At 61.1% G+C, this 13,098-nt stretch carries 11 protein-coding genes; all 11 read right to left on the bottom strand.

Annotated features, from left to right (window positions below; all coding sequences use genetic code 11):
* Positions 1-6: 6 nt before the first annotated feature.
* Positions 7-918 carry a type IVB secretion system protein IcmH/DotU gene (gene icmH, locus BMY98_RS09320; protein ID WP_074887774.1) on the bottom strand — a complete coding sequence of 304 codons (912 nt, stop codon included), beginning with the start codon at positions 916-918 and terminating at the stop codon, positions 7-9.
* Between the two features lie 5 nt (positions 919-923).
* Complete coding sequence (gene tssK, locus BMY98_RS09315; protein ID WP_074887771.1) at positions 924-2,255, bottom strand: type VI secretion system baseplate subunit TssK; 1,332 nt, start codon at positions 2,253-2,255, stop codon at positions 924-926.
* Positions 2,252-2,758 (bottom strand): type VI secretion system lipoprotein TssJ, encoded by a 507-nt coding sequence (gene tssJ, locus BMY98_RS09310; protein ID WP_074887768.1) that lies wholly within the window; start codon positions 2,756-2,758, stop codon positions 2,252-2,254. Before tssJ ends, tssK begins: the two co-directional genes overlap by 4 nt.
* Before the next feature lie 5 nt (positions 2,759-2,763).
* On the bottom strand, positions 2,764-3,963 hold the full coding sequence (tagH, locus tag BMY98_RS09305; protein WP_074887765.1) for a type VI secretion system-associated FHA domain protein TagH: 1,200 nt from the start codon (positions 3,961-3,963) through the stop codon (positions 2,764-2,766).
* Between the two features lie 17 nt (positions 3,964-3,980).
* Positions 3,981-4,121 (bottom strand): type VI secretion protein, encoded by a 141-nt coding sequence (locus tag BMY98_RS09300; protein WP_074887762.1) that lies wholly within the window; start codon positions 4,119-4,121, stop codon positions 3,981-3,983.
* A gap of 78 nt (positions 4,122-4,199) precedes the next feature.
* Entirely contained in the window at positions 4,200-5,717 is a 1,518-nt protein-coding gene (locus BMY98_RS09295) for a sigma-54 interaction domain-containing protein (RefSeq protein WP_074887758.1), read from the bottom strand.
* 10 nt (positions 5,718-5,727) lie between these two features.
* Positions 5,728-8,307 (bottom strand): type VI secretion system ATPase TssH, encoded by a 2,580-nt coding sequence (tssH, locus tag BMY98_RS09290; protein ID WP_074887755.1) that lies wholly within the window; start codon positions 8,305-8,307, stop codon positions 5,728-5,730.
* A complete protein-coding gene (gene tssG, locus BMY98_RS09285) occupies positions 8,304-9,326 on the bottom strand; it encodes a type VI secretion system baseplate subunit TssG (protein ID WP_074887753.1) in 1,023 nt (340 codons plus the stop codon). The genes tssH and tssG overlap by 4 nt, the downstream gene beginning before the upstream one ends.
* Positions 9,290-11,077 (bottom strand): type VI secretion system baseplate subunit TssF, encoded by a 1,788-nt coding sequence (gene tssF, locus BMY98_RS09280; protein WP_074887750.1) that lies wholly within the window; start codon positions 11,075-11,077, stop codon positions 9,290-9,292. Before tssF ends, tssG begins: the two co-directional genes overlap by 37 nt.
* Before the next feature lie 109 nt (positions 11,078-11,186).
* Positions 11,187-11,606: a type VI secretion system baseplate subunit TssE gene (tssE, locus tag BMY98_RS09275; protein WP_074887748.1), complete on the bottom strand. Its 420-nt coding sequence runs from the start codon at positions 11,604-11,606 to the stop codon at positions 11,187-11,189.
* Between the two features lie 13 nt (positions 11,607-11,619).
* The gene (tssC, locus tag BMY98_RS09270; protein WP_074887745.1) at positions 11,620-13,095 is read right to left on the bottom strand and encodes a type VI secretion system contractile sheath large subunit; all 1,476 of its coding nucleotides are present in this window, start codon (positions 13,093-13,095) and stop codon (positions 11,620-11,622) included.
* Positions 13,096-13,098 lie beyond the last annotated feature (3 nt).

The following is a 13,098-nucleotide window of genomic DNA, read 5'->3' as shown; positions in this document are numbered from 1 at the left end:
CTCTGTTTACGGCTGCGGCTGCGGCTGCGGCTGCGATTGCGCTTGCGGCTGCGATTGCGAGTGAACGGCAGGCTGATCAAACGGCTGGTAAGGTTGCAGGACGGCGTTCCGGTGTTCGCCCAGCACCCAGGCGAAGCCCGAATACATCACAATCAGGCAGACCAGGGTGAAGCTCACCACCATCCAGGTGGGCACGATGCGCACCAGGCTGCGGCGCCGGTTGTTCAGGCCTTCCCAGTGGGGTGACAGCTCGCGAGGCGCATCACCACGCAGCTGACGAATTTGTCGGTAGACCGCGTCGCGAATGTTCTCGAGTTCCTGCACGCCGCGTGTCTGCACCCGGTAGCGGCCCTCGAAACCCAGCGACAGGCACAGGTACATCAGCTCCAGCATCGACAGATGCTTCACCGGGTTTTTCGAGAGTCGATCCAGCAGCTGGAAAAACTTTTCGCCGCCGAACGTTTCCTGGTGAAACCTGCTCAGCAGGCTCATCTGCGACCATTCGCTTTCATTGCCCCAGCCGCTTGTGACCACGGCCTCATCCAGCGCCGTGCAGAGCACATAGCGGGCGCCCGCGACCTGACTGCTCTCGGCGCCGTTGTGTAGTGCGCGCGCCTCAAAGGATTTCATCACGCGGGTCAGATGCTCATGGAGCGCGTTCATGTCTTGCGGGAGGTCACCGCTCTTGAGCCGTACAACCTCGGACAATAGCTCCGATGCAGCGGCCACAAGCGGGTTCATGCCGACATTGAAGGTCTGCGCCGGGCGCAGGTGCGCGGCGTAGATCATGCGTTCTTCCAGTTGCTCGAAGCGCGGCGGCGGCGTGGAGTCCGTGATCGGCGTCGATGCGGGGCCATGACCCTGGCGGCTGACCAGCACGGTTTTGTGGTCCTGGCGGTAATCGTTATCCTTGATCATGGCGGTCAGTTCCTGATGGCCCAGAACTTGAGCTCAAGCTCGGCGAACTCGCCGGACACGTGGAACGCGAAACCACCGGAGCGCTCCAGCTGCGCCAGGTCTTCGGAGCTGAGTTCGAGGACGAAGTAGGTTTTGTTCGAATGAAACGCAATTTGTCGCGGCGCCACCGGCAACGGGGTCAGCTTGATGCCGGGCAGGTGCAGGTTCACCAACTGGCGAATACGCTCCACCGGTGCAACCTTGAAATGCGCGGGCAGACGATGGCGCAGTTCCTCGGAGTCGCAATTGGCACTCGCCGCCAATACAAACGAGGCCGAACCCAGCAGCGTGCGATCGTGCAGCGGCGAGACGGTGATGCCGTATTGACGCGGCTGGAGCACCAGCTCGATAGCGTGCTGCTCCAGCACCATCGACAGCATCTGCCGAAGCGCTTCCATCAGCGTACGAAAGCTTTCCCCTTGATCATTGTGCCGATAGCGGCTGTCCAGACGCGGCCGCTTGCTGTCGCTGGAGAAGGTCGCCAGATCGCCCAGCAGGGTCAGCAACACGCGGTAGAGTGCCTCCGGATGCACGTGTTCCAGACCCAGGTAGTGACGCAGCAGCAGTTCGGCACGATTGATCAGCTGAAGCATCATGAAATCGCCCACTTCCGCGCCAGCGACCGTGCCGCTGGAGCGGATGCGCTCGGCAATGCTGTCGCCCCGGTGACTGAGCATGCTGATGACTTCCTTCAGGCACGACAGCAGATAGCTGGAGGTATGGGACTGGAGGTAGGTCGGCACGAAATCCGGGGCTAGGCTGATCACTCCGTCAGGTGAGGTGTCGAGCACATCGCAGATCTTCATCTTGACGTACGCGTGGTCGCTCTGCTGTTCGCCCAGCAGCAATCTGAAGTCGGGACGACCGCAGCTGACCTGACACGCCGCGTCATCACCTGCATTTGAGTCGGCAACTTGGGCTTCATAGGCGGTGTAACGCGCCAGCACATCGGACTGCTCCGGTCGCCGGGCCTCCACGTGATTGCCGGTGACCAACGGCAGGGCCAGATAAACAGGCGTGCTGGTCGTATTGGGTGGTATGTCGAGGGCCAGCGACGCCGTGGTGCCACCCAGCTCGAACACGCTGCCGTCAGGGAGGATGCCCGACGCCTGGCTGATCACCAGTTTGCCCATATTGAGAAACTGCAGGTCGATCTCCAGCGTGAGGAATCCCCAACAATAGCCGCCCATTAACCGAGTGCGGATTTTCAGCTGGTGGTCGTAATAGCGGTCGTTGTGCTGGAAGTGCTGCGGACGCAGCAGCATGCCCTCCTGCCAGATGACTTTGTGAGTATTCATGGGCGGTCAACCGCCTCGGCCAGCACTTCATGGGAAGGCCGAATGCCGCTCTCGTCAAGGATCAGATCGATCTCGGTAACGGCTTGAGGCGCGAGATTGAGCGTGGAGCGCCACGAGGCTCGGGACAGGTCGCGGTACGCCGCCACAACGCCGACATAGCGACTGCCCTTCTGCACGCTGAGCTTGAGGTCGACCGTCTCGCCAGGGCGCAGCTCAAGCTCTTCGGTGGCGACCATATCCGGTGCCAGAGACTCTTTGGCCCGCTCATACAGGCTGAAAAAATCAGCGTTCTCGAAGGCCACCGCGTGTTTGAGCTCGTACAGCCGGACCACGATCGGTGACGGCCGGCCGTTCAGATCGGGATTCAGCTGATCACTGGCCGTGAGCCTGAGGTTGAGTTTGGTCAAGTGGGAAAACGGCGACAGCGTCGAGCAACCTGCAAGCATGAGCACGGCAATCAATGCAGTCAGCGTGTGTGGAAAGACTATTGAACGGCGAAACATGCGCTTCATCCCTGATGATATGTATGGAGGGTGGAAATCAGACGAATTTGCTCTTCGTAGGCCTGGGCGAAGTCTCGCGCCAGCAACCGCTCGCTCCAGTCGTTGTCCTGGCGCAACGCCTGGTGATAGCGGCCATAGGCTCTCCAGCGACTGCCGGAAGTTGCGAGCAGTGGCGGGTTGTCGCGCTCGAATCGCAGGGTGAGTTGCTCTGGTGAAAAATGCTCAAGCGTGGCGCGGATTGCTGCGCGACTGGCCGCCAGCAAGGCCACCTGATGCGCCTGCACGTCATGAAAGGCTCGGTTTACCGCCAGATCAGCGGATAGTTGCCCGGGTTTGCCCGGTCGCAACAACGCCGACAGTGCCTCACCAGCATCGACCGCCGACTTCAGCGGATTGCGCTGAGCCCCCTGCACGGTTGTCTGGGACAGGCGCAACTCGTTTTTCAGCTCGCTGCGCGAATGCAGGTTTCGCTGGAGACCGCCGACGCACTGCCTGAGCAACCGAGCGGCATTGAGCGCCAGCGCCTCACGGGCATCCTGATCAGGCTCGTCCAGTTCGATGCCCAGCGCCTCGGCAAACCGGTGCCAGAAATCATCGGGCTGGCGCTCCACTTCACTGGCCGCAGGCTCGGGTGCTGGCTGTGCCGAGGGATCGTCGACCAGCTCGGGCACGCGCAGGCTATCCATATCCACCCGGGCATAGTCCGTACGCGGTTGGCCGGTCTTGATGGCGGCGCCTGGCGAAATCAGTTCGTCGATGTCTGAATGGATGCGTTCCTGCTGGTCGAGGGCATTCAGTGGGTCGAGGTCCAGAAACGAGTCGTCCGGGATGATGCTGCCGGCCGCATAAGTACGACCCACGTCAGCGTCAAAGGAGGCCGGGTCACGTGTGAGCCGGGCACGCAGCTCGAAATCGCCCAGCACATACAGACTGCCATGCTCGATGGGAACGGCCTGCCCCTTGGGCAGGCGCGCCCTGCTCTCCCCACTCAGCACGCCATTGCTGCTGGTGTCAGTGAGATAAAAGCCGCCATCGCGGTAGCTGATCGTGATGTGGTGGTGGGACACATGCCGATTGCGGTCGGGAATAACCCAGTCGCAGTCCGCGCCCCGTCCGATCACGCCGCCCGCCTGCCTGAAGGTCTTTTGGCACTGCTCCGCAGGCACAAACTGCCGGGCGCTCAGCATTTCGAAAACCAGTTCCACCGTGATGCTCCTTGGGGTCAGTTACCGCGGTTGGCCGCCTGGGGATCACCCAGCGGGCGATAGGTTTTGTCGTTGAACGTGTAATTGCCGCTGCAACCCGACAGGCCACAGAGAAGAGCGAGGGTCAGCAGAATGGCTTGCCGGTGACGAGCAAACATCAGAGTGTCTCCAGAGGTGAGCAAAAGGCGCCGACGGTTGGCGCGATGGAAAGCGAGTGGGGAAACAGTGATTCGTGCCTAGGCATTGACTTCACCCAGATTGATATTGAGGCGGCCAAGGCGGTACAGCAGCGTGCGCCTGGGCAGGCCAAGCTCACGCGCGGACAGGCTCTGATTGCCTTCGTTTTTACGCAGGCAATCGAGCAGCAAGCCGCGTTCGACCTGTTCAAGGCGTTCGCGCAGGTTCAGGCGGACATCATCGGGGGCAGCCTCCGCGCGAAGGGTGAAATGCTCGGCAAGCAATTGGCCCCCTTCGCACAGCAGAACCGCACGTTCGACCAGCCCCTTGAGCTCGCGAACGTTGCCGGGGAAGGCATAGCCGCACAGATGGTCGAGCGCCGCGTCCGACCAGCACAGTGCATCCCGTTGCAGAAATGCGCAGGCCTTGTCGGCGAAATGCCGGGCGAGATCGACGATGTCATCGCCGCGCTGGCGCAGGGCGGGCAGCTCGATGGGGAATTGCGAAAGGCGGTAGTAGAGGTCCTCGCGAAACGTGCCTTCGCTGACCATGACCGACAAATCCCTATGGGTCGCGGCAAGGATGCGCACGTCTATCTTGTGGGTGTCGTTGGAGCCCAACGGGCGTATCTCGCCCTCCTGCAGCACGCGCAGCAGCTTGGCCTGCAGCGGCAGCGGCAGGTCGCCGACTTCATCAAGCAACAGGGTGCCGCCGTTTGCAGCGTCGAAGAGCCCGGGGCGGTTACGCGAAGCGCCGGTGAACGCCCCCTTGCTATAGCCGAACAACTCGCTTTCCAACAGGCTTTCAGGCAGTGCCGCGCAGTTCTGCACGATAAAGGCCTGCGAGCGACGCGGACCATAGTCGTGGATGGCACGTGCCACCACTTCCTTGCCGGTGCCCGTCTCTCCGCGCAGTAACACGGTATACGGACTGTGCAGGACTTTACTGATCATCGAACAGGTCTGGCGCATGGGCGCGCTTTTGCCGATCAATCCGTAGGCGCTGATGCTTGGCACGCTGACGCGCATGGGTTGTGAATCATCGACACGTCGTCTCAACCGCTGAAGCAGGTGCAATTGACGCAGCACGAACGTGCCCAGCCGGCCAAGGGAGTCGGCAAAAGCCTGCAGCTCGATAGACCGACTGCTCACGCAGACGAGCAGGCCCTCCACCCTCTCTTGATCGTTGAGGATGGGCACGCACAGCAGCGACTGCCAAGGCACCGCCCCGGTCGGCAGGAAGCTGGTTTCGTGCAGGCTGCCGGGCAAATCGGTGAGGCACACGACGCGGTTTTGACACAGCGCAAACTGCAGCAGTTGCTCACCCTTGTAATCGGCGGGCAGGCTTCGTGCCTCACGGGGTTGCAAGCGCCCCTCAAGGCACTCGGCGGTCATCCCCAGACGCGTATGGTCTGCGTCCAGAAGATAAAGCTGTGTCAGCTCGCACCCGCTCAACTCGGCAAGTCCAAGCACGAGACCGCCCAGCAGCGCAGCATCGTCGGCGGCGCACGCGAGCCGGGCGAATTGCTCCAGCAACGCTTCTGCGTAGGCCAGCGGCTGCGGCACTTGAATGAACATCGCGCCCACCTCAGGCAAACTCGCAAATCACGGTAGCTTCGTGATCCAGGGTTGCGTGCACGGACGTGAGACGTTGACCTGCCGCCATCGCGTCGAGCACCCGGTCAGCCACCCGGGGAAAGACATGCAGCTCCAGCAAGTGGTCGATCAGACGTGCGCCGCTGTCACCCTGGCTGCAGCGCTCAGCCAGATGGTCGACCAGCGCCTCGGAAAAGGTAAACGCCAGTTGGCGGCGGTTCAGACGCTCGCCCAGACGTCCCAGTTTGATCTCGATCAGCTCACGCAGAACCGACCCGCTCACCGGGTAGTACGGGACGACGCGCATGCGTGCGAGCAGTGCCGGTTTGAAATGACTCGCGAGGACCGGACGAATATTTTCCTCCAGCACCTGCGCAGCGGGACGTGCGCCCTCTGCGCAGAGATCATTGATGAGGTCGCTTCCAAGGTTCGAGGTCATCAGGATCAGCGTGTTGCGGAAGTTTATCTCCCGCCCTTCCCCATCACTGGCCACGCCCTTGTCAAAGATCTGATAGAACAGATTCAGCACGTCCGGATCAGCTTTTTCGACTTCATCGAGCAGGACGACGGAATACGGTTTCTGCCGCACCGCTTCGGTGAGCATGCCGCCTTCGCCGTAACCCACGTAGCCCGGCGGTGCGCCAATCAGACGCGAGACGGTGTGCTTCTCCTGAAACTCGGACATGTTGATGGTGGTGATGAACCGCTCGCCGCCGTACAGCAAGTCGGCAAGCGCCAGCGCTGTTTCAGTCTTGCCGACACCGCTCGGCCCGACCAGCAGGAACACGCCCACGGGTGCATCAGGTTTGTTCAGACCGGCTGCAGTAGCACGCATCGAACGATCAAGGGCGTGCACCGCTTGCTCCTGACCGCGGATGCGAGCGCGCAGGTCAGTCGCGAAGGTGGCGACCTTCGCGTTGTGCTCTCGCGCCAACTGCGCCAGGGGCACGCCGGTCCAGGCACTGATCACTTCGGCGACAAGCCGCGGGCAGACCTCAAAGCTCACCAGCCGCTCCTGGGCCTGGGCCTGAGTCAAAGCGTGGTGAGTCTCATCACGGGCGGCTTGCAGCTCTTCGACAGTTTGCGCTTCATCGACATCACGGGCCTGCGCCAGTTGCTGCCGCAAGCCCAGCAGGCGCTCGGCCAGTTCTTTCTGTTCCAGCCAGAGAGATTCGAGAGCGAGGCTTTCTTCATCCGCAACCCGCAGACGGTCTTCCAATGCATCCAGTGCCGGATGATCGATGGACAAACCGGCGTCGGCGTCACGAAGCAGTGCGTGGCGCTGGCGACTGCCTTCTGCCAGTTCGTTGCGCAGACGCTCAAGACGTTGGGGCGCGGCGGCGAGGCTGATGCGAACGCGCGCGCACGCCGTGTCGAGCACATCGACGGCCTTGTCCGGCAATTGGCGACCGGCGAGATAGCGGGCAGACAACTCAGCGGCGGCCACCACCGCATCGTCCCGCAAATAGATGCCGTGACTCCGTTCGTAGACCTGAGCAAGGCCACGCAAAATGGTCACTGCCTCATCGACGGTCGGTTCGTGCAGCCGCACCGGCTGAAAGCGACGGGCCAGTGCCGGGTCTTTCTCGACGTATTTTTTGTACTCGGTCCAGGTGGTCGCCGCGATGGTGCGCAGTTCGCCACGCGCCAGGGCCGGCTTGAGCAGATTGGCTGCATCGGACCCGCCCGCGTCCCCACCGGCCCCGATCAGGGTGTGGGCCTCATCGATGAACACTATGATCGGCCTGGGTGACGCCTTGACCTCGTCGATAACGCCCTTGAGCCGACGTTCGAACTCCCCTTTGACACTGGCGCCGGCCTGCAACAGCCCCACATCCAGCGCCAGCAGCTCAACACCCTTTATTGCGTGCGGCACTTCCCCGGCGACGATACGCAACGCCAGCCCTTCAACAATCGCCGTCTTGCCGACACCGGCGTCGCCCACGACGATCGGATTGTTTTTCCGCCGGCGAGCGAGAATATCCACCATTTGCCGAATGGCGTCGTCACGGCACAGCACCGGGTCGAGTTTGCCGTCCCGGGCCTGCTGGGTGAGGTTGTGGGTGAAGCGCGTCAGCAATGAATCGACGGCCGCACCGTGTTTGCCCGCGCCGGAATGCGCCTTCTGCGACAAGGCGAATGCTTTCAATCGCTCGATATTCAGTCGGGCGAGCAATGCCTGATAACGACTGCCTGCGTAACGCGCGGGGTTGAGCAATAGCGCAAGGATCAGCGCTCCCTGCTCAACCTGGGTCTGGCCCAATTCAAGGCTGGCCACCAGCAACGCATCCTGCAGCCACTGCACCAGTTCCGGCGCAAATACCGGGTTTCGGGAGGCGCTGTTTTCAATCCGCATCTGCAGCACGGCGCCGAGTTCACCCGCCTCCACACCGGCATCCTGCAGTGCACGGGACAGCAGGCCCTGTGGGCGTTCCAGCAAGCACAGCAACAGGTCCTCGACAAGGACCTTGCTGCCGCCGCGTCCCACGCAGCGTTCGGCGGCGTGCTCCAGGTCGCGACGGCTTTCGGCGTCGAGGGCCTGAATAAGTTGTTGCAGGTTGACGTTACTCATCGTTCGGCTGTCCTTAATGATTGGCTGCCCAGGGTCACCATGCCGTCCGCGCGTTCGCGGCCCAGCCAACTGGTCCATCCCAGGCGACACGCGTTCTGTCCGGCCAGGCGCAGTTCGCGAATTTCTTCCTGACGCAACGCCAGGCGGACGTCGTAGTCCAGCGGGTCACGCAACGTGAATCGCACCAATGCGCACAGCGGTTGGTAACCGGTGCCGATTGGCAGGAACTCGTGGAAACGCTGCCAGCCAAGCTCTCGAACATGGATGCGGAACTTGCCACTGCGGTCGCGAACGTGTTTGCCCAGCACCAGGTCCTCACCTAGCTGGCTGTTGGCTCGGCCAAGGCTGTTGCGCTGCTCTTCGAGAATTTCCACGCGACGCTCCATGCATTGTTCGATCGTGAGTTCTGCGTGTTTGAAGTAGTACCGCAGCACCGACTCGATCAGCGCTGCCGAATGCGCGCGCAGGCTGAGCAAACCCAGGTACGGCAGCAGACGCTTCCAGTTCAGCTCACGCGCCTGTCGAATCTCTTCGCTGCCCAGTCCGATGAGTGCGAACAACTGCGACGAAAACGGATCGATCGCGCCGCTTTCAAAACAGGCGCGGTACCGGTATTTCTTCCAGATCGGCAACATCAGCCGATGCAGGCGATGGTGAAACAGATCGAGGAACTGACGGGTCGGATTCCCCTCCTCGTTGTCCCCCAGTGCCTGCTCGCTATAAAACGCAGGCAAGGGTGATCCGGACCCGACAAGGCCCGGCAGGTTGAAGCGCAGGCGTGCACGCATCAGCCCGGACTCTTCAAAAAACTCCACGCGGTCCACATCACTTCCCGGAAAGCCCAGGCTCGGGTTGGCCTGGAATTCCAGCAAGTCATACAAGTCGTCATCGTTCAGACGCGGGTGCTCAGTTCGCAGCCGGTCGATGACCAGCAAGACGGCCTGAAACAGCGAGTATTCGCGTATGCCTTGGGTCAGCCCGCTCAAAGCAGGGGCTGCAGGCCCATGCGGGGTGTCCATTGGTACACCTCTCCCTGTGTGCTTCTTACCCGCAGCTCGTGATACGAATTGAGGCTGGCGTAGAGCGCAAAAAACTCATTGAGAACAGAAGCGAACACGAACACGTCGCCCTCACCGATATAGCCCTGTGGGTCGATGGTCAGCTCGGTGCGCAGGCCGCGGACCGGCAAGCCTTTGTGCAGGCGGTCGACATGCTGATGGCTGATCGACGTGAGCCCACCCAGCAGGCGCTTGCTGACCTTTTCCGCGTGCGGGTCGTAATAGCGCGGCAGGTCGTATGTTTCGAGGACCACCTTCAAGGCGTTGACGTCCGCCAGGGACAGGTAGTTGAGCGACATGTTGCTGATCAGCTTCCACAGGAAGTCGCGGTTCAGCGGCGGCGCATAACTGGGCGTGGCCGGGGTGATATTGCGGAAGGTCAGAAATTCCGGTGTCTGTTCGCAGGCGATGCAAATGTCACCCAGCTTGAGCGTGCGCGGCAGGTTCTGATTGGTGCACATCATTTCGATCGACAGTGTTTCAGAGGCTTCGGTGTGACGGATGCCGAAGCTCAGGTAGGTGTCGAGGCCATCGTGCAGCGATGATGAACGCTGGCGAATGCTGTAATGCGGACGGCGATTCGGCACATCGAAACTGGGGTCATGCTCGAAGGACTCGAATGGCACGTACGCCTCGTACCCCAAGCCACCGGGTTTCCAGCCGATCACGGATTCGACTGAAAACACGCCGCAATTTTCCGGGCTGTAGAGCGCCGGCGCCAACAGGTACTCGTCCTGCTTGCCCTCAAGGCGTATCGGCGAGGCATCATGCTTGAACAGGTTCACGACCGGCGTGCAATGGAGCTTCACGTTGTCCAGCGTCGGGCGCAGACGCTGCACGCTGCTCTTGCGAATGTCGAAACGCAATTCAAACCCGCGGGCCTGTTTCAGCGTGTCTTCCGGCAACGCAGCGAGCAGCTCCAGGCCATTCACCTCCACGAACAGAAACTTGTCCTGGAAGGCGAAGTATTCCTGCAGATAGCGATAGCCGCGAAAGGTATTCAGCGGATACGGGATCAGCGCTTCGTCTTCGGCAAACCCCACGGGCTGGATACGATCAACAGGGACGTTGAATGCCATGGGTATGCCGTTGACGCCCTTTACAGGCTTGCCGTCGCCGTCCAGCGGGACCAGCTCAATCTTCTCCAGATTGCGCAGAAGACTCAGGTAGAGCATCTGACTGATGTAGCGCTCGCCAGCAAAATGCAGGCGCAAACGGCTTAATTCCAACTCACCGAGATGGCCTTCGCCGCTCACCTCCAGACGCAGGCTCAGCAGCGAGCCTTCGCCCTTGACCGAGTACGCCAGTGCCACCAGATCAAGCGCCTGAACGTCGGTTGGGTAGCAGGTACGGAAGCGGCACTGCACGCCATCGATCGGCACGCTGTCCACCGGTGTATCGCGCTCCACCCTCAACGCAGGCCCTGCCAGTTTCAACGGGTCGAACTGGAGAATGCTGAAGGCCGGCAGCGGCTGCATGTAGTTGGGCCACAGCAGCCGCATCAGCGAATGGCTGAGCTCAGGCAGCTCGTCATCGAGCTTCTGCCGCAGGCGTCCGGTCAGGAACGCGAAGCCTTCCAGCAACCGCTCTACGTCAGGGTCCCGGCCGGCCTGCTCCAGAAAAGGCGCCAACGCCGGACTGCGCTCGGCGAATAGACGACCTAGCTGGCGCAGCGCGGTGAGCTCGCTTTGGTAGTAGTGGTTAAAGGACATGGTATTACCTTCGGGCGCAGCTGTTTGGTTCAAGGGTGGGCGGCGCGGCAAGACTTCCTGCTAGCGCCTTGTGTGATCCGGTGCAGCCATGTGCAGCGGGTTACTGACATCAGGTTTTCCTGTGATTGACCTGTACCTGACCGCCGCCCTCCAGACGTGCGGCGAAAGTGACCTGACGCTTGAAGCCCTCAACCTCCAGCAACCCTTCTATACGGAAGGCGAGACGAAGCTGATCGTTGTCGTGGGGCAGCGCGATGACCTGGACGCTACTCAGGCGAGGCTCGTAGGTTTCGATGAAGACTTCGATAGCGAGCCGCGCCTTGGTCAAAGCGTCATGAAGGCTCAAGCGCATGTCATTGAGATCGGGCAGCCCGTAGTCGGTAAGCGTCTGAACGCTGCCCGCCCGGGTGCTGAGCATCTTGGCCAGATGGGCAGCCACTGACGCCCTCGCAGAATCTTCGCGGCTCCAGCCGACGCGCTTGTCTGCGTCGCCACCCAGGCGTTCGAAAAGACTGCCGTACCCAGTCATGCATCGAATCCCTTCACTCTTTGTCCAGCTTGCCCACCAGCGACAGGGTGAAATCGGCGCCCATGTACTTGAAATGCGGGCGCACGTTCAGGCTGACGCGATACCAGCCGGGCTCGCCTTCCACGTCACTGACGATGATCTGCGCGGCACGCAGGGGACGACGACCACGCACTTCAGCGCTCGGATTTTCCTGGTCGGCAACGTACTGGCGAATCCACTTGTTAAGTTCCAGTTCGAGGTCAGTGCGTTCTTTCCACGAACCGAGCTGCTCGCGTTGCAGGACTTTCAGATAGTGAGCGAGACGGTTGACGATCATCATGTACGGCAACTGGGTGCCGAGTTTGTAGTTCAGCTCCGCCGCCTTGCCTTCCACACTGGTACCGAAAAACTTCGGCTTTTGTACCGAACTGGCGGAGAAGAAGGCCGCGTTATCCGAGCCCTTGCGCATGGTCAGGGAGATGAAGCCCTCCTCCGCCAGTTCGTATTCACGACGATCGCTTACCAGTACTTCGGTAGGGATCTTGGTTTCGATTTCACCCATGCTTTCGAAGTGGTGCAGTGGTAAATCCTCGACGGCGCCACCGCTCTGCGGGCCAATGATGTTCGGGCACCAGCGGAATTTGGCGAAGCTGTCGGTCAGCTTCGTACCGAAGGCGTACGCCGTGTTACCCCACAGGTAGTGCTCATGGCTGTTGGCAACGGTTTCCTTGTAGACGAACGACTTGACCGGGTTCTCTTGCGGGTCGTACGGGTTGCGCAGCAGGAAGCGCGGCACCGTCAGGCCGACGTAGCGGGCGTCTTCCGACTGACGGAAGCTCTGCCATTTGGCGAACTGCGGCCCCTCGAAGTGATCTTTCAGATCTTTCAGGTCCGGCAGGCCGGTGAAGCTTTCCAGGCCAAAGAACCTGGGGCCGGCGGCGGCGATGAACGGCGCGTGGGACATGCAGGCGACGCTGGAAACGTACTGCATCAGCTTGACGTCCGGTGAGCTTGGGGACATGAAGTAGTTGGCGATGATCGCCCCCACGGGCTGCCCACCAAACTGGCCGTACTCCGCGGTGTAGATGTGTTTGTAGAGCCCCGCCTGCATGACTTCGGGTGAGTCCTCGAAATCTTCCAGCAAGTCCTCTTTGGACACGTTGAGGATTTCAATCTTGATGTTCTCGCGGAAGTCGGTCCGCTCGACCAGCAATTGCAGTCCACGCCAGGACGACTCAAGCGACTGGAAGTCCGGGTGATGCAGAATCTCGTCCATCTGGCGGCCGAGCTTGGCATCGATCTCGGCAATCATGCGGTCAACCATCGCCTTCTTGACCGGCTCACCCGCGTTTTGCGGTTTGAGCAGCTCTTCGATAAAGGCCGATACGCCGCGCCTGGCGATGCCATATGCGTCTTCATCTCGAGGCAGACGGGTTTCGGCGATGATGCTGTCGAGAATGCTGAACTCGCCGGATGCTTTGCTCTGCTGCTGCGCTGGTGTAGTAGTCATGAT

The sequence above is a fragment of the Pseudomonas graminis genome (genome assembly GCF_900111735.1).
Classification (GTDB): domain Bacteria; phylum Pseudomonadota; class Gammaproteobacteria; order Pseudomonadales; family Pseudomonadaceae; genus Aquipseudomonas; species Aquipseudomonas graminis.
This window is presented reverse-complemented; position numbering and strand designations above follow the sequence as displayed.

Coding starts and splice junctions, on each gene's coding strand:
- tssK (WP_074887771.1), bottom strand. CDS start 2,255: ATGAATACTCACAAAGTCATCTGGCAGGAGGGCATGCTGCTGCGTCCG.
- tssH (WP_074887755.1), bottom strand. CDS start 8,307: ATGAGTAACGTCAACCTGCAACAACTTATTCAGGCCCTCGACGCCGAA.
- tssF (WP_074887750.1), bottom strand. CDS start 11,077: ATGTCCTTTAACCACTACTACCAAAGCGAGCTCACCGCGCTGCGCCAG.
- tssE (WP_074887748.1), bottom strand. CDS start 11,606: ATGACTGGGTACGGCAGTCTTTTCGAACGCCTGGGTGGCGACGCAGAC.
- BMY98_RS09300 (WP_074887762.1), bottom strand. CDS start 4,121: ATGTTTGCTCGTCACCGGCAAGCCATTCTGCTGACCCTCGCTCTTCTC.
- BMY98_RS09295 (WP_074887758.1), bottom strand. CDS start 5,717: ATGTTCATTCAAGTGCCGCAGCCGCTGGCCTACGCAGAAGCGTTGCTG.
- tssC (WP_074887745.1), bottom strand. CDS start 13,095: ATGACTACTACACCAGCGCAGCAGCAGAGCAAAGCATCCGGCGAGTTC.
- icmH (WP_074887774.1), bottom strand. CDS start 918: ATGATCAAGGATAACGATTACCGCCAGGACCACAAAACCGTGCTGGTC.
- tssG (WP_074887753.1), bottom strand. CDS start 9,326: ATGGACACCCCGCATGGGCCTGCAGCCCCTGCTTTGAGCGGGCTGACC.
- tssJ (WP_074887768.1), bottom strand. CDS start 2,758: ATGTTTCGCCGTTCAATAGTCTTTCCACACACGCTGACTGCATTGATT.